General features: G+C 73.4%; 23 protein-coding genes and 1 pseudogene. 17 read left to right on the forward strand and 7 right to left on the reverse strand.

Annotation, left to right across the window (positions count from 1 at the left end; genetic code table 11):
- Position 1 precedes the first annotated feature (1 nt).
- The 6 genes and pseudogenes from A6A27_RS16840 to A6A27_RS16860 all read right to left on the reverse strand — a co-directional run bounded on the left by A6A27_RS16840 (position 2) and on the right by A6A27_RS16860 (position 7,039).
- Complete coding sequence (locus tag A6A27_RS16840; RefSeq protein WP_073835568.1) at positions 2-970, reverse strand: TAXI family TRAP transporter solute-binding subunit; 969 nt, start codon at positions 968-970, stop codon at positions 2-4.
- Positions 967-1,359 (reverse strand): roadblock/LC7 domain-containing protein, encoded by a 393-nt coding sequence (locus tag A6A27_RS16845; RefSeq protein ID WP_073835569.1) that lies wholly within the window; start codon positions 1,357-1,359, stop codon positions 967-969. The genes A6A27_RS16840 and A6A27_RS16845 overlap by 4 nt, the downstream gene beginning before the upstream one ends.
- Positions 1,356-2,690, reverse strand: a complete 1,335-nt coding sequence (locus tag A6A27_RS16850; protein ID WP_443189976.1) for an ATP-binding protein — start codon at positions 2,688-2,690, stop codon at positions 1,356-1,358. The genes A6A27_RS16845 and A6A27_RS16850 overlap by 4 nt, the downstream gene beginning before the upstream one ends.
- A gap of 222 nt (positions 2,691-2,912) precedes the next feature.
- Positions 2,913-3,766: pseudogene (locus tag A6A27_RS47500) on the reverse strand (nitrate- and nitrite sensing domain-containing protein); the annotation flags it as partial.
- Positions 3,767-3,830: 64 nt separating this feature from the next.
- A complete protein-coding gene (locus tag A6A27_RS16855) occupies positions 3,831-4,850 on the reverse strand; it encodes a TAXI family TRAP transporter solute-binding subunit (protein WP_073835570.1) in 1,020 nt (339 codons plus the stop codon).
- Positions 4,847-7,039 (reverse strand): TRAP transporter permease, encoded by a 2,193-nt coding sequence (locus tag A6A27_RS16860; protein ID WP_073835631.1) that lies wholly within the window; start codon positions 7,037-7,039, stop codon positions 4,847-4,849. Before A6A27_RS16860 ends, A6A27_RS16855 begins: the two co-directional genes overlap by 4 nt.
- 406 nt (positions 7,040-7,445) lie before the next feature.
- Between A6A27_RS16860 and A6A27_RS16865 the strand changes: the two genes are divergently transcribed.
- The gene (locus A6A27_RS16865) at positions 7,446-8,378 is read left to right on the forward strand and encodes an ABC transporter ATP-binding protein (protein WP_073835571.1); all 933 of its coding nucleotides are present in this window, start codon (positions 7,446-7,448) and stop codon (positions 8,376-8,378) included.
- An 84-nt stretch (positions 8,379-8,462) separates the two neighbouring features.
- On the opposite strand, the gene A6A27_RS16870 is transcribed toward A6A27_RS16865, so the two are convergent.
- Complete coding sequence (locus A6A27_RS16870) at positions 8,463-8,699, reverse strand: flavin reductase (protein WP_073835572.1); 237 nt, start codon at positions 8,697-8,699, stop codon at positions 8,463-8,465.
- 428 nt (positions 8,700-9,127) lie between these two features.
- On the opposite strand from A6A27_RS16870, the gene A6A27_RS16880 reads away from it, so the two are divergent.
- The 16 genes from A6A27_RS16880 (at position 9,128) to eboE (ending at position 26,370) form a co-directional block, all read left to right on the forward strand.
- Positions 9,128-9,931, forward strand: coding sequence for a helix-turn-helix domain-containing protein (locus A6A27_RS16880; protein WP_241825295.1), 804 nt, complete (start codon positions 9,128-9,130; stop codon positions 9,929-9,931).
- Complete coding sequence (locus A6A27_RS16885; protein ID WP_073835574.1) at positions 9,922-10,113, forward strand: DUF397 domain-containing protein; 192 nt, start codon at positions 9,922-9,924, stop codon at positions 10,111-10,113. The genes A6A27_RS16880 and A6A27_RS16885 overlap by 10 nt, the downstream gene beginning before the upstream one ends.
- Before the next feature lie 783 nt (positions 10,114-10,896).
- Positions 10,897-11,691 (forward strand): ABC transporter permease, encoded by a 795-nt coding sequence (locus A6A27_RS16890; protein ID WP_073835633.1) that lies wholly within the window; start codon positions 10,897-10,899, stop codon positions 11,689-11,691.
- Positions 11,692-11,702: 11 nt separating this feature from the next.
- A complete protein-coding gene (locus tag A6A27_RS16895; RefSeq protein WP_073835575.1) occupies positions 11,703-12,512 on the forward strand; it encodes an ABC transporter permease in 810 nt (269 codons plus the stop codon).
- A 61-nt stretch (positions 12,513-12,573) separates the two neighbouring features.
- Complete coding sequence (locus A6A27_RS16900; protein ID WP_073835576.1) at positions 12,574-13,635, forward strand: YihY/virulence factor BrkB family protein; 1,062 nt, start codon at positions 12,574-12,576, stop codon at positions 13,633-13,635.
- Between the two features lie 306 nt (positions 13,636-13,941).
- On the forward strand, positions 13,942-15,120 hold the full coding sequence (locus A6A27_RS16905; RefSeq protein ID WP_073835634.1) for an ROK family protein: 1,179 nt from the start codon (positions 13,942-13,944) through the stop codon (positions 15,118-15,120).
- 118 nt (positions 15,121-15,238) lie between these two features.
- Complete coding sequence (locus tag A6A27_RS16910) at positions 15,239-16,852, forward strand: sugar ABC transporter ATP-binding protein (RefSeq protein WP_073835577.1); 1,614 nt, start codon at positions 15,239-15,241, stop codon at positions 16,850-16,852.
- Entirely contained in the window at positions 16,849-17,961 is a 1,113-nt protein-coding gene (locus tag A6A27_RS16915) for an ABC transporter permease (RefSeq protein ID WP_073835578.1), read from the forward strand. Before A6A27_RS16910 ends, A6A27_RS16915 begins: the two co-directional genes overlap by 4 nt.
- A gap of 92 nt (positions 17,962-18,053) precedes the next feature.
- A complete protein-coding gene (locus A6A27_RS16920; protein WP_073835579.1) occupies positions 18,054-19,106 on the forward strand; it encodes a substrate-binding domain-containing protein in 1,053 nt (350 codons plus the stop codon).
- A 53-nt stretch (positions 19,107-19,159) separates the two neighbouring features.
- Complete coding sequence (locus A6A27_RS16925; protein WP_198940339.1) at positions 19,160-20,332, forward strand: Gfo/Idh/MocA family protein; 1,173 nt, start codon at positions 19,160-19,162, stop codon at positions 20,330-20,332.
- Positions 20,333-20,594: 262 nt separating this feature from the next.
- On the forward strand, positions 20,595-21,743 hold the full coding sequence (locus A6A27_RS16930; protein WP_073835581.1) for an inositol-3-phosphate synthase: 1,149 nt from the start codon (positions 20,595-20,597) through the stop codon (positions 21,741-21,743).
- Positions 21,740-22,633, forward strand: a complete 894-nt coding sequence (locus A6A27_RS16935) for an SCO3242 family prenyltransferase (protein ID WP_073835582.1) — start codon at positions 21,740-21,742, stop codon at positions 22,631-22,633. The genes A6A27_RS16930 and A6A27_RS16935 overlap by 4 nt, the downstream gene beginning before the upstream one ends.
- The gene (locus A6A27_RS16940; protein WP_083672647.1) at positions 22,630-23,679 is read left to right on the forward strand and encodes a sugar phosphate isomerase/epimerase family protein; all 1,050 of its coding nucleotides are present in this window, start codon (positions 22,630-22,632) and stop codon (positions 23,677-23,679) included. Before A6A27_RS16935 ends, A6A27_RS16940 begins: the two co-directional genes overlap by 4 nt.
- A 32-nt stretch (positions 23,680-23,711) precedes the next feature.
- Positions 23,712-24,332 carry an EboA domain-containing protein gene (locus A6A27_RS16945; RefSeq protein ID WP_073835583.1) on the forward strand — a complete coding sequence of 207 codons (621 nt, stop codon included), beginning with the start codon at positions 23,712-23,714 and terminating at the stop codon, positions 24,330-24,332.
- Positions 24,332-25,183 carry a TatD family hydrolase gene (locus tag A6A27_RS16950; protein WP_073835584.1) on the forward strand — a complete coding sequence of 284 codons (852 nt, stop codon included), beginning with the start codon at positions 24,332-24,334 and terminating at the stop codon, positions 25,181-25,183. Before A6A27_RS16945 ends, A6A27_RS16950 begins: the two co-directional genes overlap by 1 nt.
- Positions 25,183-26,370 carry a metabolite traffic protein EboE gene (eboE, locus tag A6A27_RS16955; RefSeq protein ID WP_073835585.1) on the forward strand — a complete coding sequence of 396 codons (1,188 nt, stop codon included), beginning with the start codon at positions 25,183-25,185 and terminating at the stop codon, positions 26,368-26,370. The genes A6A27_RS16950 and eboE overlap by 1 nt, the downstream gene beginning before the upstream one ends.
- Positions 26,371-26,426 lie beyond the last annotated feature (56 nt).

Below are 26,426 nucleotides of genomic sequence, written 5' to 3' on the forward strand. Positions count from 1 at the left end.
CTCACCCGGTGCGGTAGTAGCGGGCCGCGCCCGGATGCAGCGGGATCGGGTCGGTGCCCGCCGCGCTCTCTCGGGTGAAGTTGGCCGCCTCGGGATGCACCATGATCAGCTCGTCCTGGTGCGCGAAGAGCACCCGGGTCAGGTCGTACGCGAGCTGGTCCGGCATGTCCGCGGCGACCAGGATCACGTTCGACACGGTGATGGTCGGGGTGGCCGCCGGGGTGCCGTAGGCCTCCTTCGGCAGGGTCGCCGTGGTGTAGACCGAGCCGTACCGGGCGGCGAGCGGCTGGACCAGGTCGGTGAGCGGGAGCAGTTGGAACGTCCCCGGCGCGCCGGCGAGCAGATCCTTGATGCCCGGCGTGGGCAGGCCGCCGGAGAAGAACATCGCGTCCAGGGTGCCCGCCCGCATCCGCTTCACCGTCTCCGGCAGCGACAGGTTGGCCCGCTGGATGTCCCGGTCCGGGTCGATCCCGGCGGCGGCCAGCAGCCGCCCGGCGATGATGTCGGTGCCGGACTTCGGCGAGCCGGTGGAGACCCGCTTGCCGCGCAGTTGGGCGAAGCGGTCGATCTTCCCGCCGGTCCGGACGATCACGTGGGTGTAGTTGCGGTAGACCCGGGCCAGCGCCCGTACCGGCAGCGGTTGGCCGTCGAACACGCCCCGCCCGTTGACCGCGTCCGCCGCCGTGTCGGCCAGGCTGAAGGCGATCTCCATGTCGCCGCCGGCGAGCCGGTTGATGTTCTCCACCGAGGCGCCGGTGGGTTCCGCCCATGCCTCGTAGCCGGGCAGGTGCCGGCTGATCATGTCCGCGTAGCCGCCGCCGAGCTGGTAGTAGACGCCGGTGGTGTTGCCGGTGGCGAGGAAGATCCGCCCGCCGTGCCACGCCCGCGGCCCGGGGTCGGCCGTACCGCAGCCGGCGACCAGAGCCGCCAGCAGCAGGGCGGCCGCCAGCCGAAGCGGGCGGCCGGTCACGGGCGGGCCGCCGGTTCCAGCGCCTCCGCCACCCGCTGGACCAGTATCGCCGTCTCGTAGCCGACCTGGCCCAGGTCGCAGCCGGGCGCCGCGAGCACGCCGAGCAACGCCCGCTCGCCGACCGCCATCACCAGCAGCACCCCGCCGTCCATGTCGAGGATCTGCTGGCGTACCCGGCCGGCGGACATCAGCCGGGCGGCGCCCACGCCCAGGCTCGCCAGCCCGCTGATCACGGCGGAGAGCTGGTCCACCTGCTCGACGGAGAGGTCGGGGGAGGCGGCCAGCCGCAGCCCGTCCTGGGACACCGCGAGGGCGTGCGACACGTCCGGCACCCGCTCGGCGAAGTTCGCCAGCAGCCAGTCGAGTCCGGCGGTCACGGATGAGGTCATGGGTTTCTCCCGGTGGGTGTGGTGTTCGGGGTACGCCGCATCGCGCTGGCCACGCCCTCGGCGAGCGCGGACAGGCGGGCCCGCACCACCTCCGGGTCGAGCAGGTCGTCGGCGGGCCGGGGCGGCGGGCTGGTGGCGGGCAGGGCTACGGGCAGCTGACCGCCCCGGGTCCGGCGCGGCAGCGCGGCCCCGGTGGCCGGTGGCGGCGCCGGCGAGCCGCCGGCCGGGCGGACCGGGGTGGCGCCGGGCGCCAGGATGGCGGCGCCGGGCGGTGGCACGGCGGCGACACCGCGCGCGGCCGGCGGGCGGGCCCCGCTCACCGGTACGGCGATGGTGGGCGCGTCGGGCGGGCCGGCCGGATGCGGCGGGAGGGTGACCAGATCGCGGGCGTCGGTCACCGGCGTGGAGCCGGCGGGCTCGGACCGGAACCAGGGCGCGTCGCGGCCGGCGGTCGGCCGGCGGTCGGCCCGCCGGGTCGCCGACTCGACCCGGGTCAACGCGGACTCGGGCACCTCCACCTGGGCGACCGTGCCGGTGTCGGTGTGGTGCAGCTGCACCCGGATCCCGTGCCGGGCGGCCAGGTGGGCCACCACGTGCAGGCCCATGCTGCCGGCCGCGGCGCTGGAGAGCGTGGCCGGCGCGGCGAGCCGTTCGTTGATCTCGGCCAGCCGGCTCTCGCCGATGCCGATGCCCTGGTCGTGCACCCGCAGCGTGACCCCGTCGACGGTGCGCCGCCCGTCCACCAGCACGGGCGCGTCCGGCGGGGAGCAGACGGTGGCGTTCTCCAGCAGCTCGGCGAGCAGGTGCACCAGATTGCCGACCGCCGCGCCGTGCACCGCCGCGGTCGGCACGTCCACCTCCACCCGGGGGTAGTCCTCGATCTCGGAGGCCGCCGCCCGGACCGCGTCGTCGAGGAGCAGCGCCCCCTCGTGGCCGCGGCCCGGCTCGCCCCCGGCGAGGACCAGCAGGTTCTCCCCGTTGCGGCGCAGGCGGGCGGCGAGGTGGTCCAGCGCGAAGAACCGGGCCAGCGCGTCCGGGTCGGTCTCCTCGCGTTCGAACTCGTCGAGCAGCCGCAGCTGGCGGGTGATCAGCGTACGGATCCGGCGGGCCAGCGCCTCGGCCATCCGGGTCACGTCCAGCCGCAGCTCGGCCTGCTCGCCGGCGAGCCGCAGGGCGGCCTTGTTCACCGTGTCGAACGCCTCGGCCACCTGGGCCACCTCGTCGCGGCCCCGGCGGATGCCGGCGGTCAGCCGGGTCGCTGTGCCGTCGCCCGGGCAGCCGTCGCCCGCGGCGATCGCGGTGATCCGTTCCGGCAGTTCCCGGTTCGCCATGGTGAGCGCGGCGACCCGCAGCCGGCGCAGCCGGCGGCTGGTGCGTACCGCCAGCAGCACGGCGGTGAGCAGCGAGGCGAGCGCGACGGCGGTGCTCCCCCCAGCGGTGAGCAGGGCGCGCTGCCGGGCGGTCCGGGCCAGCGCGGCGGCGTCCCGGTCGAGGCCCTCGGAGAGTTCCCGGCCGAGCAGGTTGTACCGGCGGATCGTGCCGCTCTGCGCCACGTACCAGGCGTCGCCGTCGGTCTTCAGCGCCTCCGGCCCGCCGTCGGTGTCCAGCACCTCGTCCCGCATCCGGCGGGCCGTCTCGACGTCGCCGCCGGCCAGGCGGTACCAGGCGGCGCGTGCCGGGCCGGTGGCGATCCGGAGGAACTCGGCCTGGCGCTGCTCCCGGGCGCCGCGCAACCGGCCGAGCCGGACCAGCTCGCCCCGGGCCAGGACGCCCCGGACGAAGACACCGCGCAGCAGGTCGCGTTCCAGGGCCGCCAGGTGCTCCTGGGTGGCCATCGCGGCCACCTCCCGGGCGCCGTTGGCCAGCTGGCGTCGCGCAGCTGGGCCGGCAGGGCGTCGGCGACGGCGAGCAGCGAATCCACCAGCGTCACGTACGCCGGGTCGCCGCTGTCCCCGGCCAACGCGAGCCGGCGAGTGGGGTCGAGCTGGCCGAGCTGGCCGTCCGCGTCGTTGAGCGCCGGAGCCAGGTCGGGGGCGGCCCGGCGGGCCTCGCCGCTGGCGGACCGGTAGTGGTCGACGGCGGCGTCCACCCGCCGCCGTTGGGCGTCGACCAGCGGCCGGCCGGCCGTGCCACCGCGCTGGCGCAGCGCCGCCGTCTCGCCCAGCTCGCGTTCCAGCTCGTGCACCAGCCGTACGGTCGCGGTGGCCGTACCGGCGAGGACGCGGGCCCGGTCGGCGTCGGCGGAGGCGGCCAGCGCGGCGTCGGTCTGGACGGCGCCGAGCACCAGCAGGCCGACCGTCGCCACCAGGATGGGCGCGAGCAACTGGGTGCGCACCGACCAGAGCCGGTGGGTGTGGCCCGGCGGGCGGTGGTGCCGGCGTACGCGGCCGGGGAGGGGGAGCGGCACGGGGTCTCCCGGTCGGGGTAGGACGCCGGACCCGGACGTGGCGTCCGGGCCCGGCGTCGTCGGGTCAGCTCGCGCCCAGGTCCTTGAGCGCCTTGTCCGCGCCCCGGTGCAGCGGCACCGGTTCGGTCTTGCGGGCGTTCTCCAGGCCGATCGCCTTGGCGGCCGGGTTGGCCTGGGCGAGGGCGTCCTTCTTCTCGAAGACGGTCCTGGTGATCGCGCAGGCCACGTTGGCGTCGAGGTTGTCCCGGACCAGCAGCACGTTCGGCACCAGGATGGTCGGGGTGTCCGCGGCGGTCCGGTAGACGTCCTTGCCGATGGTCCCGGCCTGGTACGCCGGGTTCAGCTCGGCCATCTTGGGCAGCAGCGGGCTGAAGTCGAGGAACTTGACCTTGTCGCCGGAGGTGGTGAAGAGGTCGGTGAGGCCGCCGGTGGGCAGGCCGCCGGACCAGAAGAAGCCGTCGATGCTGCCGTCCTTCATGCCGTCGACGGTCTTGGTCAGGTCGAGCCGCTGCGCCTGGATGTCCTTGGCCGGGTCGAGGCCGGCGGCGGTGAGCAGCCGGTTGGCGATGACCTCGGTGCCGGACTTGGGCGAGCCGGTGGAGATCTTCTTGCCCTTCATGTCGGCGACCGAAGTGATCCCCGCGTCGGCCCGCACGACCACCTGGGTGTAGTTGTCGTAGATCCGGGCCAGCGCCTTCACCGGCTGCGGGGCGCTGAAGCTGCCCTTGCCCTGTACCGCGTTGACCGCGGTGTCGAAGAGCGAGAAGGCGACGTCGTACTGGCCGGCGACGAGCTGTTCGACGTTCTGCACCGAGGCGCCGGTCTCGGCGGCGGTCCCGGTGAGCTTGCCGTCGGTGGTGGCCGAGAGCTGGCCGGCCAGCGCGTTGCCGACGACGTAGTAGACCCCGGTGGCGTTGCCGGTGGCGATGCCCACCCGGGTGTCCTTGGTGACCTTGCAGGTGACCTCGCTGGCGGCGTCGTCCGTCGCCGCCCCGTCCTGCCGGCCCCCGCACCCGGCGGCACCGGCCGCGATGAGGGCCAGCACGCCGATGCCCGCGGCAACCCGCGAGTTGATCCGTGTCATTCTCTCTCCTCCCCAGGAACCAGCTGTTTCGGCACCGACGGGCCGCCGGCGCGGCCGGCGGATCCACGTCGGACGAGCACACCCGCCACGGTCAGCGCGGCCAGCACGGCGCCGATCGTGACGGGCACGGGTTCGAGCCAGAGCAGCACCAGCCCGGCGACCGCGCCGACGATCCGCTCGGGCACGCCGGCCGGGCCGACGCCGGGCAGCCAGCCGCCGGCCGCCACCGCCAGCACGGTGACGCCGAGCGCGGAGACCATGCCGGCCACCAGGATCCGTTCCGCCCCGCCGATGCCGAGCAGCCCGAGACCGGTCGGCGTGATGACGAAGGCGATCGGGATCAGGTACGCCGGCAGCGCGTACCGGAGGGTCTGCCACATGGTCGGGACCAGCCGGCCGCCGGTCACCGCGGCGGCGGCCACCGCGGCGAGCGCGGTCGGCGGGGAGACCTCGGACAGCACCGCGAAGTAGAAGACGAACATCGCCGCGGCGGGGGCGGCGACGCCGAGGTTGAGCAGCGCCGGGCCGATGATCACCCAGCCGATCACGAACGAGGCGGTGACCGGCACGGCCAAGCCGAGCAGGCTGAGCGCGACGGCGGCGAGCAGCGCGGTGAGTGCCAGCACCACGGCCGGCTCGGAGCTGACCGCCTGCGCCCCGCTCACCAGCAGTGCGGCGGCCTGCGGGCCGAGGCCGGTCTTGGTGGTGGTGGCGGTGATGATGCCGGCCGCGGCGCAGACCGCGCTCACCGCGAGCACCCCGCGTACGCCGCCGCGCAGCGCCTCGACCAGGCGGGCCGGGGTGAGCCGGTGGCGTCGGTCCAGGAAGGACAGCGCGGCGGCCAGCACGGTGGCGATCACCACGGCGCGGGTCGCCGAGGCGCCCGTCGCGAGCACCACGATGATCACGATGAGCGAGAGGAAGTGGTATCCGAAGCGGGCCAGCAGGCGCCAGGCGGAGCCGCTGTCGATGACCACCGCGCGGACGCCGGAGCGCCGGGCGTCGATCTCGACGGAGAGCAGGATGCCCAGGTAGTAGAGGATCGTCGGCACGGTCGCCCAGCCGAGGACCTGCAGGTAGGACACGCCCAGGTATTCGGCGATGATGAAGGCCGCCGCGCCCAGCGTCGGCGGGGACAGGATCGCGCCGACTCCGGCGGCGGCCAGCATGCCCCCGGCCCGCTCGGCGGGGTAGCCGGCGCGACGCAGGATCGGCCAGGTGACCGCGCCGATGCTGACCGTGGTGGCCGCGCCGGAGCCGGACACGGTGCCGAGCAGGAAGCCGGAGGCGACGGCGGTCCGGCCGGCGGCGGTACGGGAGCGGCGGAACGCGGCGGCGGACAGCTCCACGAAGAACCGGCCGGCCCCGGACAGGTCGAGCACCGCCCCGTAGATGGTGAAGAGCACGATGTACGAGGCGGCCACGTCCAGCGGGGTGCCGTAGAAGCCGCTGTCGGAGTTGTAGAACGCGTCGATGAGCTGCCCGAAGTCGAGCCCGGCGTGGGCCACCGCCCAGGACTGCGGCAGCAGCCCGCCGTAGTAGCCGTAGGCCAGGAAGAGCAGGCAGACGGCGGGGAGGATCCAGCCGGTGGTCCGCCGGCACGCCTCCAGCAGCAGGAGCATCAGCACGGTGCCCATCGCCACGTCCAGCGGCACGAGCAGGCCCTGCCGGTCGAGGAACGCGTCGTACCCGCCGCCGCCCGCGCCCAGCGTCACCGGCAGCACCGGGTAGAGGCAGCTCACCAGCGCGGCCAGGGCCAGCAGCCAGTCGACGAGGGTGAGCCCGCCGCGCCGCGCGTCGTCGGCGGCCGGTGGTGCGGTCGCGCCGTCCGCCACCGGGTCGCCCGCCGCCGGGGCGGTCGCGGGCCGCCGCCGCGGCGGCCGCACCCCTGACGGGTACGCCAGGAAGACCATCGGCAGAATGCCGGTCAGGAAAATGATCAGGTAGTACTTGCTGCCCTGAGGGAGCGGAAAGAACACCTGCCAGAGGGCGAGCAGTGCGACGGCGACCGTGACTCCGGTGAACAGCAGCCCGACCGGTCCGGACAGGACCCGTCCCGGCTTTTCGTCCTCGAACTGGGCGGCGAGTTCCCGGGTGTCGGGGGGTGCCGCGAGCGATGCGTCGTCGGCCCGCCGCGGCTCGTCGACTGCCCCGTCGTCGGGCGGGAGCGAAACCGGGACATTGTCCAACTTGGACGCGCTGTCCTGCGGGTCCGTGGGCAGGGGCGTCGGCGCGGAGCCGTCGGACGGGCGAACGGGCGACACGAGGGGGCATGATACGCGAATAGTTCACATTATGGAACCATTGCCCGACGTGATTGCGCCAAGTAACGAGAATGCGCGGCAATTACTCGCTGCACGCTTGTTTCGGAGCGATTTTCACGAATGTGTAGGCGGTCGACATTGCCGAGGGCTGGCTTTTGCCTGATGATCGGAGCGATCTGTCCGCAATGGCGGGTGATGTCCAGGTGAACGGGCTGGCGGTGCCGGCCGCTGCGGCCGTCACTCCGAGTGATCGACGCTACGCCCAGTGTCCGGCATCCGTGGCGGCGGTTAACCGGTCGAGTCTGTCGGACCCGGCCGCTAGGGTCGGCCGGTGACCAGTGCTCAACCACTCATCCAGGCGCGGGGGCTGGTGAAGCGGTTCGGCGACTTCACCGCCGTCGACGGCATCGACGTGGCGGTGCACCCGGGCGAGGCGTTCGGCTTCCTCGGGCCGAACGGGGCGGGCAAGTCCTCCACCATGCGCATGATCGGCTGCATTTCCCCGCCCTCCGACGGGGAGCTGAGCATCCTCGGCATGGACCCGGTCCGTGACGGTCCCGCGATCCGGGCCCGGCTGGGCGTCTGCCCGCAGCTCGACAGCCTCGACCCGGAGCTCACCGTCCGGGAAAACCTGACCACCTACGCCCGCTACTTCGGCATCCCGCGCCGGATCGCCCGCGAGCGGGCCGCCGAGCTGCTCGACTTCGTCCAGCTCGCCGAGCGGGCCGAGAGCAAGGTGGAGCCGCTGTCCGGCGGCATGAAGCGCCGGTTGACCATCGCCCGCGCGCTGGTCAACAACCCGGAGATCGTGCTGCTCGACGAGCCCACCACCGGTCTCGACCCGCAGGCCCGGCACCTGGTCTGGGAGCGGCTGTTCCGGCTCAAGCAGCAGGGCGTCACGCTGGTCCTCACCACGCACTACATGGACGAGGCGGAGCAGCTCTGCGACCGGCTGGTGGTGATGGACGGCGGCCGGATCGTGGCCGAGGGGTCGCCCCGCACCCTCATCGAGCGGCACTCCACCCGCGAGGTGGTCGAGCTGCGCTTCGCCGCCGAGTCGCAGGAGATGTTCGCCGGCAAGCTGAGCGGGCTGGGGGAGCGGGTCGAGGTGCTGCCCGACCGGATCCTGCTCTACGTGGCCGACGGCGACGCGGCGGCGGCCGAGGTGAGCGCCCGCGGCCTCGTGCCGGCCAGCGTCCTGGTCCGGCGCAGCAGCCTGGAGGACGTCTTCCTCCACCTCACCGGCCGCACCCTGGTCGACTGAGGCGCGTGCCGCCGATCGTTGACGCCCAGACCGCAGTCGTGGCGGCGTGTCGAGCTGCTGAGCTGTCAGCGATCACGGTTCGGCTCAACGGGCTCTGGCCCAGGTCAGGAAGCGGTCGGTCAGTCGCTGCGGCGGGAGCTGGCCAGTCAGGTCGGTCATGGCCTCGTGCATCAGCGTGCCGAGGTAGATCAGCAGGCCGGTCCGGTTCTCGCGGTACTCGCCGAGCAGCGCCAGCCGGGCCGGGGAGCACGGCCACGCGGCGCCGCACACCCGGCATCGCCAGGACGGGCGCGCCGCGACGTGCGGGCGGTAGCGCGGCATCAGTGCGTACCCTCCTCGGGCCCGCGCGGCGACGGTAGCCAGCGGCCCCCGTTCGCCCGCCACTCCTGGGCGCGAGTCAGCCGGCCCGGGCGGCCCGGGCCGTCAGTCGGGAACACCTCGGTCGGTGCGGTCGCCCACGTCGGGCGCGCGTTGGGGGTGCGCCGGGGGAGCGTGGTGGGCGGTGTCGGGCGGCAGCGCCAGAACCTGAGTCGCATGGGTGAGCCTCCGTCGAGGTGGGAGGAGGCGCCCTGGACCTCGTTGTCCGCAGGGCGCCCCCGGCCTGGTTCCGCCCGCCGTCCGATCCCGTGAGCGGTTCCGCTGCGTGACAGTCTGCTGAGGACACGACTACGGTGGGAGGTCCCGCGCGCCGACGACCAGCGCGTACGGCGGCCGGCCCGAGGCGGTACGAAGATGTACGGAGGGTGTCCGTGGAAAGCTCGTCCATGCTGGACCACTTCGCGGAGGAACTGCGGCTCGCCCGGGCCACCAGTGGCATGTCGCAGAGCGCGCTGGCCGAGGCGTTGAGCTATTCGGGTGCCCTGGTCGCCAAGGTGGAGACCTCCGAACGCCGGCCGAGCCTCGACTTCGCGCGCCGGTGCGACACCGTGTTCGGCGCGGACGGGCGGTTCGAACGCATCCAGCGGCGGATCAGCCGGGAGACCGTGGTCCCGTGGTTCCGCGACTGGGCCGGGATCGAGGCGGAGGCGACGGCGCTGCGCTGGTTCGAGCCGTTGTGCGTGCCCGGTTTGCTCCAGACCGAGGAATACGCTCGCGCGTTGCTTTCTGGCGGCGGGCTGTTCGCGACGGACGAGATCGAGCAGCAGGTGGCGACCCGGCTGGACCGTCAAGCGGTCCTCACCCGCGACAGGCCGCCACTGCTCACCGCCGTCGTCGACGATTATGTGCTGCGCCGCCGGATCGGTGGGCCCGACGTGATGCGTGAGCAGTTGCAGCACCTGGTGAAGCTGGGATCCACGCTGCCCCGGGTCCGCATCCACGTCGTACCGGTGTCGGCCGGGGCATACCCTGGACTCGCTGGACACTTCGTGATCGCCACCTCCCCAGCCGGGGAAGACATCGTCTACCTGGAGGGGCAGCGGCACGGGCAGGCGGTCGACCGGGCCGACTTCGGGCAGGAGATGGTCGAGGTGTGGGAGTCGATCCGCGGTGAGGCACTATCGCAGCAGCAGTCCCTCGACTTGATAGCGAAAGTGGCGGAGACATGGAGTTGACCGGCGCCCGGTGGCGCAAGAGCACCCGTAGTAGCGGCCAGGGCGGGGCGTGCGTGGAGGTGGCCGACAACCTCCCCGGCCTGGTCGCCGTACGTGACTCCAAGGACCCGAGCGGCCCGGTGCTGGCCTTCGGCCCCGAGTCCTGGCGCGCGTTCGTCGCGCGGGTCGCCGAGCGGCCGTAGCGCGGCCGAAATCGACAGCGGTCGCTTCAAGGGCGTCCAGGGTAGGTGGAGTCTGGGATGGCAGCGTTCTTAGATCCGTCCGCAATTCTCGCCGAGCGGTACCGCTTGGAGAGAGTCAACCTGGAGCAACTGAACCAATCGTCCGGTGGCCGCTTCGCGCGCTTGCGCTACTGGCTTGGTCGAGTGCGATTGGAGATCGTCTTCAACCGACTGGCAAACGTGTCGGTCTGGTTCGCGTCACGTCGGTAGTCCCGCACGCCATCACCTGTTGCCTGACTGACGATCCGAGAAGCCGCGCAGGTCGCCATCGACCTGTCAGCTCGGCGGGTCGCCAGGCGGAGGGGCCATGGGTCTCAGCCCTGGCCTGGTTCTTCTGCCCGTTTCGGGGACCAGCCTGCCGTTCGCCAGCTCTGCCATTGCGCAGGGGACGCTACGAACTTGATGACGTAAACGATTCAGCCGGGAGGGTCCGCCGGCAGAATCCCGGCGGTGAATCGTCTGCGTCATCAAGTTTGTAGCCGGAGCGGGATCATGGCGCGGGACGCGGTCGGCGCAGCCGCCGGCAGGCGCCCGCAGCCACCGGCAGGTCTCGCAGCCAGCCGCAGCTGCCCGCACGCCCGCAGCCAGCAGCAGCCGGACCCACGCCGCCCGCAGGTGCCGACGGGCCTGTGCAGGAGCGGAGAAACCGGCGCGACATCAGCGATGACCCGTCATAGGGTGGCCGGCGGTCTTGTCGTACCCGAGCGGTAGGAACGACGTGGACGGCGGACGGGGGTGGTCGACGTGAGCGTGGCGGAGCGGGCCGGGCCGGCGGTGCCCCGGGTGCCGGCGCTGGCGGTGCTCGCGCACTACCTGGTCGGCTACCGGCGCACATGGCGGGCGAGCGTCTTCTCGTCCTTCCTGCTGCCGGTGCTCACCGTGCTCGGCTTCGGCGTCGGCGTCGGCGCGTACGTCGACCGGGGTGTCGGCGGGGTGCCCTACCTCCACTGGCTGGTGCCCGGCCTGATCGCCTCCACCGCGCTCCAGATCGCGGTCGCCGAGTCCACCTGGCCGGTGCACAGCAACTTCCGCTGGATCCGGACCTACCACGCCCAGGTGGCGGCGCCGCTGCGGATCGGCGACATCCTCGCCGGCCACCTCGCCTACGTGCTGTTCCGGGTGCTCACCAGCACGGCGGCGTTCCTGCTCGTGACGGCCCTGTTTGGGGCGCTGCGGTCGCCCTGGGCGGTGGCCGTGCTGCCGGTGAGCCTGCTGCTCGGCCTGGCCCTCGCCGCGCCGACCTTCGCGTTCAGCGCCGCCGTACCCAGCGACAGCTACCTGGCCCTGCTGTTCCGCTTCGCGATCATCCCGATGGCCCTCTTCGCCGGGGTGTTCTTCCCGGTCGAGTCGCTGCCGGCGGGGCTGCGCCAGGTGGCCTACGCGACCCCGCTCTGGCACGGCGTGGACCTCTGCCGGGCCGCCACGCTGGGCGTCGCTCCGCAGTGGTCGATCACGGGTCACCTGCTCTACCTCGCCGCCTGGGCCGCCGCCGGCGGGCTGCTGGCCCGGCGTGTGTTCCGCCGCTCGCTCGTCGTCTAGGGGAGGATGTCGTGGTCAGTCTCGTCCTGCCCCGGCTGGTCAGCTTCGAGGGGGCACCGCGCCGCTCCGCCTCGGTCGCCGAGCGCAACCTCACCGCGCTGCGGAGCGCGTACTGGCTGGTGCTGCTCTCCGGTTTCCTGGAGCCGGTGCTCTACCTGTTCTCGATCGGGGTCGGGGTGGGCGCCCTGGTCGGCGACCTCACCCTGCCCGGCGGGCAGGTGGTGTCGTACGCCGCGTTCGTGGCCCCGGCGATGCTCGCCTCCTCGGCGATGAGCGGTGCGCTGTCGGAGACCACCTTCAACTTCTTCGGGAAGATGAAGTACATGAAGCTGTACGACGGGATCATCGCGACCCCGGTGCAGCCGTTCGAGATCGCCCTCGGCGAGCTGGGCTGGGCGATGATCCGGGGCAGCCTCTACTCCGCCGCCTTCCTGGTGATCATGGTGGCGATGGACCTGACCACCGCCGCGCGGGCGGTTCTCGCCTTCCCGGCCGCGGTGCTGATCGGCTTCGCGTTCGGCGCGCTCGGCATGACCGTCTCCACCCTCCTGCGTAGCTGGCAGGACTTCGACCTGATGGGATCGGCCCAGTTCACCCTCTTCCTCTTCTCCGGCACCTTCGTGCCCGCCGAGGCCTATCCGGCCGCGCTGCGTTGGGTGGTCGAGGTGACCCCGCTCTACCGGTCGGTGCACCTGATCCGGGAGGTCTGCGTGGGGATGTCCGGCTGGTCGTGGCTGCCGGACGTGGCATACCTGCTGGCGCTGACCGCCGGGATGCTCGCGCTCGCCTCCCGGCGGATGGGGAGGTTGCTCTACAAGTAGGCGGTTAGCCGGCCTGCCGTCGGGCACTCGTGGGGACAACGCCGACCACGAGGGAGGGCCGATGGCCACCGACGAGTCTTCCGCCCGGAGCGGGCGGGACCGTGACGATTCGGGCAACACCTCGGGCGGACGGGACGGCTCGGGGCGGACCGGGCCGGTCGGCCCGGACGAGGGCCCGGAGCGCCCGGCGCAGTTGCCGGGCGCCGGGTGGCAGGCGGCGCTCAGGCGCACGGTCCGGGAGTTTCAACAGGACAACCTGACCGATCGGGCGGCCGCGCTCACCTACTACGGGGTGCTCGCGATCTTTCCCGGCATGCTGGCGCTCATCTCGGTGGTGGGCCTGCTCGGCCCGGGTGCCGTCAAGGGCGTCAGGGACACCCTCGACCAGACGGCGCCGCAGCCGACCATCCGGCACATCATCGACATCGCGATCGCCCAGGCGGGCAGCTCGGGCGGCCTGGCCAGTATCGCCGCGGTCGTCGGTGTGCTGGGCGCCTTCTGGTCGGCCTCCGGCTACATCGCCGCGTTCATGCGTGCCTCCAACACGATCTACGACGTGCCGGAGGGCCGGCCGATCTGGAAGACGCTGCCGATCCGGCTCGGGGTGACCGCCCTGGTCGGGGTGATGCTGCTGGCCGCCTCGGTCATCGTGGTCTTCACCGGCCGGCTGGCCACGCAGGTGGGCAGCGCGATCGGCCTGGGCTCGACGGCCGTGACCGTATGGAACATCGCCAAGTGGCCGGTGCTGCTGATCCTGGTGAGCCTGATGTTCGCCATCCTCTACTGGGCCTCGCCGAACGCCCGCCACGGTGGCTTCCGCTGGGTGAGCCCCGGCGGCGTGCTGGCCGTGGTGATCTGGCTGGTCGTGTCCGCGCTGTTCGCCCTCTACGTGGGGAACTTCGGCTCGTACAACAAGACGTACGGGTCGGTGGCCGGCGTGATCGTCTTCCTGATCTGGCTCTGGCTGACCAACATCGCCATCCTGCTCGGCGCGGAGTTCGACGCCGAGCTGGAGCGGGGCCGCGCCATCGCGGCCGGGCACCCCGCCGAGTCGGAGCCGTACGTCGAGCTGCGCGACGACCGCAAGCTCAGGAAGAAGCGCACGCCCCCCACCGGGCGCTGACTCCGCCGCGCCGTCCTTCCGCCGCTCCCGCCGCTCCCGCCGCGGCCCGGGCCGGCGGCGGTCGGGCGCACCGTGGTTCGGCCAGATGGCCGACCAGGCGCTGTCGGGCGGTCACGCCACGCTGTCCATTGATCTGAAGAGGATCACGCTTTTCGTGATCCACACCCCGGCTTTTGTTCACATGGACAAAAGTTTGGATCAGATGTGCCGAAGCTATGGACACGTGACCCGGAAGACTCCTACTGTGTCGGACACGACACGTCGCCGTTGCGTCGATGTGAACCACTCCGATGCGGAGGTGTGCCGGTGCGGACTGTGGACCCCCTGCACGTACGACTCCTGCGACTGCTCCGGGACGAAGGGGCGGTGTCCCGGGCCGAGCTCGGCGACCGCCTGCAGATGCCCCGCCCCCGCCTGCTCGCCGAGTTGGAGCGGCTGGTCGGGCTCGGTTACGTCGCCGAGGCGGGGCTGGCCGCGTCCCGTGGCGGACGGCGCTCCACGCTGGTCGAACTGAGCCCGCACCTGCGCTTCGCCGCGGTCGACCTGGGCGCCAGCTCGATCGACGTCGAGGTGGTGAACGGCCGGCTCGAGCCGGTGGCCGCGTACACCGAGGCGGCCGACATCCGCTCCGGCCCGAAGGTGATCCTGCAGCGGGTCAGCGAGCTGCTGCACAAGGCCAAGGTGGACGGCGCGTACGAGCGGCTGGACGCGGTGGGCATCGGCGTCCCCGGGCCGGTGAGCTTCCGGGACGGCGTGCCCGTCTCGCCGCCGATCATGCCGGGCTGGGACCGCTTCCCGGTGCGCGAGGTGCTCACCCGCGAGCACGGCTGCCCGGCGGTGGTCGACAACGACGTGAACATCATGGCGATCGGTGAGCGGCACGGCGGCGTCGCCCACTCGGTGGACGACTTCCTGCTGATCAAGATCGGCACAGGTATCGGTTGCGGCATCTACCTCAACGGCGAGGTCTACCGGGGCACCGACGGGTGCGCCGGCGACATCGGCCACATCCAGGTCGACCCGAACGGTCCGATGTGCTCCTGCGGGAACCTCGGCTGCCTGGAGGCCGTCTTCAGCGGTGCCGCGCTGGCCCGGGAGGCCACCGCGGCGGCCCGGGCGGGGGTCTCCCCGGCACTCGCCGACCGGCTGGCCGCGCGGGGCGCGGTGACCGCGCTGGACGTGGCGCAGGGGGCGGTCGAGGGGGACGTCACCTGCATCCAGCTCATCCGCGACGGCGGCCGCCGGGTCGGCAGTGTGCTGGCCGGGCTGGTGAGCTTCACCAACCCGTCGATGATCGTGATCGGCGGTGGGCTCGCCCAGCTCGGCCACATCCTGCTCGCCGAGATCCGCAGCGTGGTCTACCGCCGGTCGCTGCCGCTGGCCACCGGCAACCTGCCGGTCGTCCTCTCCGAGCTCGGCCACCGGGCCGGGGTCGCCGGCGCCGCCGTGCTCGCCAGCGACCTGGCCTTCGGGGAGGCGTCGTGAGCGCGAGGAGTGAGCCGGGTTTGCGAGCCCCGCAGTCGCGAACTGAGGAGGCGTCGTGACTCAGCACGAAGACGGGGCCGTTCCGGGACGGCGCGGGGCCGGTGGGGCCGGCCAGGGGATGCGCGCCGTCCCGGAACCGCCCGCCGCGCCAGCGGACAGTAAGGAGGCCGACGTGACAAAGCCGCTGGTGGCGGCCCCCGCAGACACCGTCGCGGGCGAGGTGGTCCTGCGCCTCACCGACGTCGTCAAGACCTTCCCGGGGGTACGCGCGCTGGACGGGGTGCAGCTGGAGGTCCGGGCCGGCGAGGTGCACTGCCTGCTCGGTCAGAACGGCGCCGGCAAGTCCACCCTGATCAAGGTGCTCGCCGGGGTGCACCGGCCGGACTCCGGCGAGGTCGAGTGGCGCGGTGAGCCGGCGAGCTTCGCCAACCCGCAGGCCGCGATGCGGGCCGGGATCGCCACCATCTACCAGGAGCTCGACCTGGTCGAGGACCTGTCGGTGGCGGAGAACGCCTTCCTCGGCCACGAGCCGCGCCGGCTCGGCTTCGTCCGCCGCGGCCACATGGCCCGGCGTACCCGGCAGATCCTGGCCCGGCTCGGCCACCCGGAGATCCCGCCCGGCCGGCTGGTCCGGCACCTGCCCGCCGCCGGCAAGCAGATCGTCAGCATGGCCCGGGCGCTCTCCCACGAGGCCCGACTGATCATCATGGACGAGCCGAGCGCGGTGCTCGCCCACGACGAGGTGGGCAACCTGTTCCGGATCATCCGGGAACTCACCGCGCAGGGCATCGCGGTCATCTACATCTCGCACCGGCTGGAGGAGATCCGCGAGATCGGCGACCGGGTCACCGTACTCAAGGACGGCCGGACCACGGCGGCGAACCTGCCGGCCCGCGACACCCCGACCAACGACCTGGTCGCCCGGATGACCGGGCGGACCATCGAGTACGTCTTTCCGGAGCGCCCGGCCGACGAGACCGCCGGCGCGGAGCTGCTGCGGGTCGACGGGCTGACCCGGTCCGGGGAGTTCGCCGACGTGTCGCTGGCCGTGCGGGCCGGGGAGATCGTAGGCATCGCCGGGCTGGTCGGTTCCGGCCGCTCGGAGCTGTTGGAGACCATCTACGGCGCCCGGCGGGCGCACGCTGGCACGGTCCGGATGGGCGGCCGGACGCTGCGCCCGGGCAGCGTAGGCGCGGCGGTACGGGCCGGCATGGGCATGGCCCCGGAAGAGCGCAAGAGCCAGGCGCTGCTGCTCGGCGAGCCGATCTATCGCAACGTCACCCTGGCGACCTTCGGCCGGTACGCACGCCTCGGCTTCACCGACGCCCGCCGGGAACGGGCCGAGGCGGAGCAGATCGCCGACTCCCTGGAGCTGCGGCCCCGCGACGTACGTCGCCCGGTGCGCACCCTCTCCGGCGGCAACCAGCAGAAGGTGGTGGTCGGCCGGTGGCTGCTCGGGGACACCCGGCTGCTGCTGCTCGACGAGCCGACCCGGGGCGTGGACGTGGGCGCCCGGGCCGAGCTGTACCAGGTCATCCGGGCCCTCGCCGCGCGGGGCGTCGGGGTGCTGCTGGTCTCCAGCGAGGTGCCCGAGGTGCTCGGCCTGGCCGACCGGGTGCTGGTGATGCGGGAGGGCCGGGTGGTCCGGGAGGCCCCGGCCGGCGAAATCGACGAGAACACCGTGCTCGACCTCGTCATGGCGGGGTCCCTCATGGAAGGCGCGCCGGCATGACCGAGACGACACCTACGGCCACACCGGAACGGGCGGCGGGTCTGCCGGCCCAGTCGCCGCCGGTCGACCCGGCCGGGACCGCGAAGTCCGAGCCGCCGGCCCGGCTCTCCTGGTGGCGCGGTGACGGGGGCGAGGGAGCCCGGCGCAACCTCGGCCTGCTGGCCACCCTGCTGGTGCTGGTCGTCATCGGCATCCTCACCCGGCCCGACCTCTACGGCAACGCGAGCTGGGTGTGGGGCAACACGCTCACCATCCTCAAGCTCGCCTCGGTGGTCGGGGTGGTCACCGTCGGGATGACCTTCGTGATCATCGGTGGCGGCATCGACCTGTCGGTCGGCGCGATCGTCGCGCTGGCCGGGGTGTGGTCCACCACGCTCGCCACCCAGAGCTACGGCGCCGGCGGCATGATCTTCAGCGCGCTGACCGTCGGGCTCGCGGTCGGCCTGGTCAACGGCCTGCTCATCTCGTACGGGCGGCTGGTGCCGTTCATCGCCACGCTGGCCATGATGGTCGCCGCCCGCGGCCTGGCGGCCGAGATCTCCGACAAGCAGACCCAGGTCTCGAACGACACCTTCATCAACGGCATCGCCAGCACGAACGTGCTCGGCATCCCGCTGCTGGTCTACATCCTCGCCGCGGTGGTGGTGGCCGGCTGGGTACTGCTCAACCGCACCACCTTCGGCCGCCGCACGGTGGCGGTCGGCGGCAACCCGGAGGCGGCCCGGCTCGCCGGCATCAACGTCCGCCGGCACACCCTGCTGCTCTACGCGCTCTCCGGGCTGTGCTGCGGCATCGCCGCGGTCATGCTCACCTCGCAGGCCACCTCCGCGCAGGCGGCCATGGCCAACCTCTACGAACTGGACGCGATCGCCGCCGCGATCATCGGCGGCACGCTGCTCAGCGGCGGGCGGGGGACGATCGTCGGCTCCCTGCTCGGCGTGATCATCTTCTCGACCATCACCAACCTCTTCGCCATCAACGGCCTCTCCACGGAGGCTCAGAACATGGTCAAGGGCGGCATCATCGTCGCCGCCGTCCTGGTCCAGCAGGTCCAGTTCGGCAGCCTCACCCAGTTCCTCCGCCGCAACCGGGCCACCAGCACCACCTGATCCGACCGCGACACCGGCGGCCACCTCGACAGCGACGGTGGCCGGGCCCAGCACACCCATTTTCACCCCACCACCTCATCCAGGAGGCCGTCATGACAACGCAGGGTCGCGACCTGTCGCGCCGCCGGCTGCTCTTCGGTGGAGCAGCGCTCTCCGCCGGCGTCGTGCTCGCCGGCTGCACCAGCAACGAGAAGGCGCCCACCGCCGCGCAGACCAAGGCCGCCGCGACCGGCGGCAACAGCGAGCCCGGCAAGAAGGTGACCATCGGCTTCTCCGCGCCGGCCGCCGACCACGGCTGGATCGCCGCGATCACCAACAACGCCAAGGCGCAGGCCGGGGCGTACTCCGACGTGGAGCTCAAGTCCGTGGAGGCCGGCGCCGACGCGGCGGCCCAGCGGGCGGCGCTCTCCACCCTGATCTCCCAGAAGCCCGACGTGATCGTGCTGCTGCCGCACGACGGCAAGGAGCTCAACGCGTTCGGCCTGGAGGCGATGAAGGCCGGCATCCCGGTGGTCAACCTGGACCGGGCCTTCCCCGACGCCCGGGCCTACCGGCTGCAGATCAAGGGCGACAACTACGGCATGGGGGTGGCCGCGGCCACCTACATCTACGAGCAGCTCAAGGCCAAGGGCGTCAGCAACCCGGTCATCGGCGAGATCCCCGGCATCGACTCGCTGGAGCTGACCCAGGAACGCTCCAAGGGCTTCGCCGACACCCTGGCGTCGTACGGGCTGAAGGTGGCCAACCGCCGGCCGGCCGAGTTCACCGCCGACTCCGGCCAGCAGGCGGCCACCGGCCTGTTCCAGGCGCTGCCCAAGATCGATGCGCTCTGGAACCACGACGACGACCAGGGCATCGGCGTCCTCGCCGCGGTCAACCAGGCCAACCGCAAGGAGTTCTTCATGGTCGGCGGCGCCGGCTCGAAGAAGGCCATGGAGGACATCCAGGCCGACAACACCGTCCTGAAGGCGACCGTCACCTACAGCCCGTCGATGGCCTCCTCGGCCATCTCGCTGGCCCGCCTGATCGGCCAGAACAAGGGCATGTCGGACCTGGTGGAACTCCAGGTCCCGAAGGAGATCGTGCTCGCCTCCGAGACGATCACCAAGGAGAACGCGGGCGACTACCTGAAGCTCGGGTTCTGATACACGGGGGGAGACCCACCTTGTCCAATCACGACAAAGTCCTGCGGGTCGGCATGGTCGGCTACGCGTTCATGGGCGCCGCGCACTCACAGGCGTGGCGCACTGTGAACCGCGTGTACGACCTGCCGGCGCGGGTGCGGATGGCGCTGATCTGCGGCCGGGACGAGCTGAAGGTGGCCGACGCCGCCGGCCGGCTCGGCTGGGAGGGGCACACCACAGACTGGCGGCGGCTCGTCGAGTCCGACGAGATCGACGTGGTTGACATCTGCACACCGGGGGACAGCCACTGCGAGATCGCCATCGCCGCGCTGGCCGCCGGCAAGCACGTGCTGTGCGAGAAGCCGCTCGCCAACACCGTCGAGGAGGCCCGGCAGATGGCGGCCGCCGCCGCTCAGGCCCGGGCTGCCGGGACCCGGGCGATGTGCGGTTTCAACTACCGCCGGGTGCCAGCGGTCACCATGATGCGGCAGCTCGTCGCGGACGGGCGGCTCGGCGAGATCCGGCACGTGCGCGCGGTGTACCTGCAGGACTGGATCGTGGACCCGCAGTTCCCGCTGGTCTGGCGGCTGCAGAAGGACAAGGCGGGCTCCGGCGCGCTGGGTGACATCGGTGCGCACATCATCGACCTCACCCAGTACGTCACCGGACAGCGGATCACCGGGGTCAGCGCGGTGACCGAGACCTTCGTCAAGGAGCGGCCGTTGCCGGCCGGGTCGAGCGGCCTGGCCGCGCAGGCCGACGGCCACGGCCAAGCGATGGGTCAGGTCACCGTGGACGACGCGGCGGCGTTCGTGGCCCGGCTCGACGGCGGGGCGCTCGCCACGTATGAGGCGAGCCGGTTCGCCACCGGCCGCAAGAACGCCCTCCGGGTGGAGATCAACGGCTCGCTCGGCACCCTGGTCTTCGACCTGGAACGCCTCAACGAGCTGGAGTTCTACGACGCCACCCGGCCCACCGCCGAGCAGGGCTTCACCCGGATCCTGGTGACCGAGGGGGACCACCCGTACATGTCGGCCTGGTGGCCGCCCGGCCACATCATCGGCTACGAGCACTCCTTCACCCACCAGATGCGCGACTTCGTCGAGGCGATCGCCACCGGCACCGACCCGGCGCCGTCGTTCGCCGACGCGTTGCAGGTCCAGCTGGTGCTGGACGCGGTGACCCGCTCGGCGGAGCTCGCCAGCTGGACGGAGGTGGAGCCGGCGCTGGCCGAAGTGGCCGCCTGACCCACGTGGCGCCTCGCGTTGGCTGGGGTGCCGCCTGACCCATGCGGCGCCCGTAGGGCGTCGCCCGAGGAGGTTTCCCGGAACCTGACCGGCGAGGGCCCGCCGCGGTTGCGCCCCGCGGGGGGGGATGAGGTCGGATTCCGGGGAACGTGCCACCGGAGCCCCTCCGGCGCGGCACGACCAAGCACGGCCCGCCGGTGCGGCCGGACCGGGATTCCCCGGCCGCACCGGCGGACCGACCCGACCCTGGGGAGGGAGCACGATGCGTACGGGTGTCTGGCTGGTGGGAGCGCGCGGCTCGGTCGCGACCACCAGCATCGTCGGGGCGCTGGCCCTGCGGGCCGGGCTCACCGACCCGACCGGTTGCGTCACCGAGCTGCCCGAGCTGCGCGGGCCCGCCCTGCCGGCCTTCGCCGACCTCGTCCTCGGCGGCCATGACGTGGTGGCCTGCCCGCTCAGCAAGCGGGCCGAGTCGCTCGCCGCCGCCGGGGTGCTGCCCGGCCGGCTGCTGGACGCCCTTGGCGGGGAGTTGGCCAGTGTCGAGGCGGCGCTGCGCCCCGCCCCGACCGAGGGCACCCAGGCCGAGCGGGCTGCCGTCGTGGCCCGCGACCTGACCGACTTCCGGAGCCGGCACGCTCTGGACCGGGTGGTGGTGGTCAACGTCTCCACCACCGAGCCGGCCGCCACCGCGCACCCGGCCCACCACGACCTCGCCGCGCTGCGGGACGCGCTGGCCGGCCCCGCCGAGGTGCTGCCGGCCAGCTCGCTGTACGCGTACGCGGCGCTCACCGCCGGCTGCCCGTACGTCGACTTCACGCCGTCCACCGGGGCCCGGCTGCCCGCGCTGGCGGCCTTGGCCGAGGAGCGCGGCCTGCCGTACGCCGGGAACGACGGCAAGACCGGGGAGACCCTGGTCAAGGCGGTGCTCGCGCCGATGTTCGCGATGCGGAACCTGGCTGTGCGCTCCTGGTCCGGGCTGAACCTGCTCGGCGGCGGGGACGGTGCCGCGCTCGCCGAGCCGGCCGCCAACGCCGCCAAGGTGATCAGTAAGCAGCGGGTGCTCGGCGAGACCCTCGGCTACGTCCCGCAGGGCGACACCCGGATCGACTACGTCGAGGACCTCGGCGACTTCAAGACCGCCTGGGACCTGATCACCTTCGCCGGCTTCCTCGGCACCCGGATGCGGATGGAGTTCACCTGGCACGGCTGCGACTCGGCGCTGGCCGCCCCGCTGGTGCTCGACCTGGCCCGGCTCACCGCCGCCGCGCACGCCGTCGGCCGCCGCGGCCCCCTCGCCGAGCTGGCCTTCTTCTTCAAGGACGGCATCGACGCGCCCGCCCATTCGCTCGCCGAGCAGTGGACGGTGCTGTGCGACTTCGTCGCAGGGCTGCACGCCGGAGCCGGGCGATGACCCGGCTGGCCGACCTCGCCGAACTGGTCCGGGCGCCGGCCGCGCTCTCCGTACCGGGGGACGTGGTGGCCGGCGCGGCGGCGGCCGGCGCACTGGACCGCCGGACGCCGGCCCTGGCCGGGGCGTCGGTGCTGCTCTACTGGGCCGGCATGGCCGCCAACGACTGGGCCGACCGGCGGTTGGACGCCGTGGAACGCCCCGAGCGGCCGATTCCCTCCGGCCGGGTGCACCCCGCCGCCGCGTTCGGCGTCGCCGCCGGCCTGACCGCCGCCGGGCTCGCCGTGGCCACGGCCGCCGGCGGCCGGCGGGCGGCCGCCGTCGCGGTCCCGCTCGCCGGCGCGATCTGGGGGTACGACCTGCTCGCCAAGAACACCGCCGCCGGCCCCGCCGTGATGGCCGCCTGCCGGGGCCTGGACGTGCTGCTCGGCGCGAGCCCCGGCGCCGGCCGGAGCGCGCCGCGCGCCGCCGGCCGGGTCCCCTCGGCCCGGCGGGGGTTCGTCCGGGCGCTGCCGGCGGCGCTGACCGTCGCCGCGCACACCTGGACGGTCACCGCGCTGTCCCGCCGCGAGGTGTCCGGCGCCGACCGGCGGCTGCCCCAGGCCACCCTGGCCGGCACCGCCCTGGTCGCCGCCACCGCGCTGAGCCGTACCGAGCCGGTCCCCGCCGTGCTCGCCGCCGGCTACGCCACCAGCTACGGGTCGGCGCAGGTCCGGGTGCTCGCCGATCCGTCACCGGCCCGGGTCCGCGCCGCCGTCGGCGCGGGCATCACCGGACTGCCCGCGTTGCAGGGCGCGCTGACCGCCCGGGCCGGCGCCCGACTGCTCGGCCTCGCGGTGGCCGCCGCCGCTCCGCTCGGCCGCCGCCTGGCCCGACTGGTCTCGCCGACATGACCGGCCGGCCGGCGCCCAGCCCGCCATCCCCGTCCGTGCCGCACGGCGCCCCGCCGACGGCGGACGCCGGGGCTGCGCCGGCCGGCCGCGGGGCCCCGTCGGACCCGGCCGGGCTCCGCTTCGGGTACGGGACCAACGGCTTCGCCAACCACCGGCTCGACGACGCGCTCGGCGTGCTCGCCGGCCTCGGCTACCAGGGGGTGGCGCTCACCCTCGACCACGACCACCTCGACCCGTTCGCGCCGGAGCTCGGCCGCCGGGTGGCCGCGGTGCACCGCCGGCTGACCGCGCTCGGCCTGGCCGTGGTGGTCGAGACCGGCGCCCGCTACCTGCTCGACCCGTGGCACAAGCACGCCCCAACGCTGCTGCACGACGAGCCGGCGCTGCGGATCGAGTTCCTCCGCCGGGCCGTGCGGATCGGCGCGGACCTGGGCGCCGAGGCGGTCTCGTTCTGGGCCGGCGTACGCCCGCCGGAGGTGCCGGAGTCGGTCGCCTGGGACCGGCTCGTCGCCGGCTGCGCCACGGTCTGCGCCGAGGCCGCGGCGGCCGGCGTGCCACTCGGGTTCGAGCCCGAGCCGGGCATGCTGGTCGAGGACATCGCCGGCTGGCACCGGCTACGGGACGCGCTCGGCGCGCCGCCCGGCTTCGGCATCACCCTCGACATCGGACACTGCCGCTGCCTGGAGCCGCGGCCGGTGCCCGACTGCGTGACTGCGGTCGCCGACCACCTGGTCAACGTGCAGATCGACGACATGCGCCGAGGCGTGCACGAGCACCTGGAGTTCGGCACCGGCGAGATCGACTTTCCGCCGGTACTGCGCGCTCTCGCCGACGCCGGCTACCGCGGCCTCGTGGCCGTGGAGCTGCCCCGGCACTCGCACGCCGCGCCGGCGGTCGCCGCCCGGTCGATCGAGTTTCTGCACGCCGCCGCCGGGACCGACCGGCCCCGGAAAACCGACTCGGACCCTTTGCTATGCAGCCACGGAGGCAACACGTCCGGACCGCGGGTGCTGCGTAAGGGGCTGCAGAGCAAAGGCGGTGGCTGAGCACCTGCCACCCGGCTCAGAGGGGAGACGGAATGACACCCGACCGACTGCGCGCCGCGCTGCGGGGCGCACCCGATCCGCAGTGGCTGGACGCGGCCCTGCGCCGCGTCGCGACCGAGCCCACGGCGATCGCGCGCCTCTTCGCCACCGCCGCCCGGCGGTGCGGTCGGGGGCCGCTGCCCGATCCGCCGGGCTGGACGGTCGACGAGGCGGCCCGCGCGCTGCTGCTCACCGCGCTCCCCGCCGACCACGCGGCGGTGGCCGACTCCCTCTACCAGCACGGCGACGCCGCCGAGAAGCGGGCCGTGCTGCGAGCGCTGCCGCTGCTGCCGATCGGGGCGGCCTGCGTGCCGCTGCTGCACGACGCGATCCGCACCAACGACACCCGGCTGGTCGCCGCCGCGCTCGGCCCGTACGCCCGGCACCTGGAGCAGCCGGCCTGGCGGCAGGCCGTGCTCAAGTGCGTGTTCACCGGCGTACCGCTGGCGGACGTGGACGACCTGCACGGCCGGGCGGACGGCGAACTGGCGGCGATGCTGGCCGCGTTCGCCGCCGAGCGGAACGCGGCCGGCCGGACCATGCCCGCCGACGCCACCGCCCTGCTCGACCGGCTCGGCGCCGGCTCGCACCCCACCACCGCCAGGGAGGCGTGATGCGCATCTTCGACCCGCACATCCACATGACCTCACGCACCACCGACGACTACGAGCGGATGGCCGCCGCCGGGGTACGCGCGGTGGTGGAGCCGGCGTTCTGGCTCGGCCAGCCGCGCACCAGCGCCGCCTCGTTCGTCGACTACTTCGACTCGCTGATCGGCTGGGAGCCGTTCCGGGCCGGGCAGTTCGGCGTCCGGCACCACGCCACCGTGGCGCTGAACCCGAAGGAGGCCAACGACCCCCGCTGCCGCCCCGTGCTCGACCTGCTCCCGCGCTACCTGGACAAGGACGGCGTGGTAGCGGTCGGCGAGATCGGCTACGACTCGATGACCCCGGCCGAGGACGCCGCCTTCGCGGGGCAGCTCGCCCTGGCCGTCGGGCACGACCTGCCCGCCCTGGTGCACACCCCGCACCGGGACAAGGCCCGCGGCGTCGAGCGCACCCTGGCGGTGGTCGCCGAGTCCGGCATCGACCCCGGGCGGGTGCTGATCGACCACCTCAACGAGGTCACCGTGAAGCTGGTCCGGGACACCGGCTGCTGGCTGGGCTTCTCGATCTATCCGGAGACGAAGATGTCGCCGCCGCGGATGGTCGAGCTGCTGAAGACGTACGGGACCGAGCGGATGGTGGTCAACTCGGCCGCCGACTGGGGGCGTTCCGACCCGCTGCTCACCCGGGCCACCGGGGAGGCGATGCTGCTCGCCGGGTTCACCGAGGACGACGTGGACCGGGTGCTCTGGCGCAACCCGGTCGAGTTCTACGGCCAGTCCGGAAAGCTGGACCTCACCGACGTGGACGCGCCCGCGCCCACCTTCGCCGGCAACTCCATCCTGCGCGGGGGCGAGTGATGCGCTTCCACCATGCCGACGGCAGCACCGTCCACCTCGGCTACTGCACCAACGTCCACCCGGCCGAGGACCTGGCCGGGATCCTCGCCCAGCTCGACACGTACGCCCTCCCGGTCCGCCGGGCGCTCGGCACCGACCTGCTCGGGCTGGGGCTCTGGCTGGCCGCCCCGGTGGCCGCCGCGCTCGCCGCCGACCCGGCGGCCCGCCGCCGGCTCCGGCACGAGCTGACCGTACGCGGGCTGGAGGTGGTCACCCTAAACGGCTTCCCGTACGCGGCCTTCCAGGCGCCCGTGGTGAAGGGCGCGGTGTACCACCCGGACTGGACCACCCCGGAGCGGCTCGGGTACACCCTGGACCTGGCCCGGGTGCTGGCCGACCTGCTCCCCGAGGACGCGGCCCGCGGCTCGATCTCCACCCTGCCGCTGGCCTGGCGTACGCCGTGGGACGCCGCCCGGGCCGACGCCGCCCGGCGCCGCCTCGACGAGCTGGCGGCCGGGCTCGCCTCGGTGGAGCGGGAGACCGGGCGGACCATCCGGGTCGGCTTCGAGCCGGAACCGGGTTGCCTGGTGGAGTCCACGGGACAGGCGCGTGAGATATTCTCAACCATGGATTCGGACCGGCTCGGGATCTGCCTCGATCTGGCCCACCTCGCCTGCGCCTGGGAGGAGCCGGTCGAGGCGCTGGACCGGCTCCGGGCCGCCGGGCTGCCGGTGGTCAAGGTGCAGGTCTCCGCCGCCGTCGAGGCGGCCGATCCGGAGGGTTCGGCCGAGGCGCTGCGCCGTTGGGTGGAGCCGCGCTTCCTGCACCAGACCCGAGCGGCCGGCTGCGCTGAGGGTAGCGACCCGGCCGACCCGGCGTACGCCGCCGACGATCTCGACGCCGCCCTCGACACCCGGCTGCCCGGGCCGTGGCGGGTGCACTACCACGTGCCGCTGCACGCCCCGCCCGAGCCGCCGCTGCGGTCCACCCTGCCTGTGCTGCGGGCCGCGCTCGCCGCGTTGTACGCCGGACCGGTCGCCGGCTGCGAGCACCTCGACGTCGAGACGTACACCTGGGGGGTGCTGCCGGCGGCGCGCCGGCCGCGTACCGACGCGGAGTTGGCCGCGGGGATCGCCGCCGAGCTGGCCTTCGCCCGCGACGAGCTGGTCGGGCTCGGGCTGGCCACGACGGCGGGGGTGGCGGCATGAGCGAGGGTCAGCGAGCGAATCATCGACACGGTGCCGTGGTGTCTCATGGCGGTGCC

Source organism: Micromonospora sp. CB01531 (genome assembly GCF_001905095.1).
Classification (GTDB): Bacteria; Actinomycetota; Actinomycetes; order Mycobacteriales; family Micromonosporaceae; genus Micromonospora.

Bases quoted from the DNA above. Each gene is read 5' to 3' on its own strand.
- A6A27_RS16900 (WP_073835576.1), top strand. From the start codon at position 12,574: ATGGCCACCGACGAGTCTTCCGCCCGGAGCGGGCGGGACCGTGACGAT.
- A6A27_RS16930 (WP_073835581.1), top strand. From the start codon at position 20,595: ATGCGTACGGGTGTCTGGCTGGTGGGAGCGCGCGGCTCGGTCGCGACC.
- A6A27_RS16850 (WP_443189976.1), bottom strand. From the start codon at position 2,690: ATGGCGAACCGGGAACTGCCGGAACGGATCACCGCGATCGCCGCGGGC.
- A6A27_RS16910 (WP_073835577.1), top strand. From the start codon at position 15,239: ATGCGCGCCGTCCCGGAACCGCCCGCCGCGCCAGCGGACAGTAAGGAG.
- A6A27_RS16925 (WP_198940339.1), top strand. From the start codon at position 19,160: ATGGTCGGCTACGCGTTCATGGGCGCCGCGCACTCACAGGCGTGGCGC.
- A6A27_RS16935 (WP_073835582.1), top strand. From the start codon at position 21,740: ATGACCCGGCTGGCCGACCTCGCCGAACTGGTCCGGGCGCCGGCCGCG.
- A6A27_RS16915 (WP_073835578.1), top strand. From the start codon at position 16,849: ATGACCGAGACGACACCTACGGCCACACCGGAACGGGCGGCGGGTCTG.
- eboE (WP_073835585.1), top strand. From the start codon at position 25,183: ATGCGCTTCCACCATGCCGACGGCAGCACCGTCCACCTCGGCTACTGC.
- A6A27_RS16855 (WP_073835570.1), bottom strand. From the start codon at position 4,850: ATGACACGGATCAACTCGCGGGTTGCCGCGGGCATCGGCGTGCTGGCC.
- A6A27_RS16950 (WP_073835584.1), top strand. From the start codon at position 24,332: ATGCGCATCTTCGACCCGCACATCCACATGACCTCACGCACCACCGAC.
- A6A27_RS16845 (WP_073835569.1), bottom strand. From the start codon at position 1,359: ATGACCTCATCCGTGACCGCCGGACTCGACTGGCTGCTGGCGAACTTC.
- A6A27_RS16870 (WP_073835572.1), bottom strand. From the start codon at position 8,699: ATGCCGCGCTACCGCCCGCACGTCGCGGCGCGCCCGTCCTGGCGATGC.
- A6A27_RS16920 (WP_073835579.1), top strand. From the start codon at position 18,054: ATGACAACGCAGGGTCGCGACCTGTCGCGCCGCCGGCTGCTCTTCGGT.
- A6A27_RS16945 (WP_073835583.1), top strand. From the start codon at position 23,712: ATGACACCCGACCGACTGCGCGCCGCGCTGCGGGGCGCACCCGATCCG.
- A6A27_RS16885 (WP_073835574.1), top strand. From the start codon at position 9,922: ATGGAGTTGACCGGCGCCCGGTGGCGCAAGAGCACCCGTAGTAGCGGC.
- A6A27_RS16940 (WP_083672647.1), top strand. From the start codon at position 22,630: ATGACCGGCCGGCCGGCGCCCAGCCCGCCATCCCCGTCCGTGCCGCAC.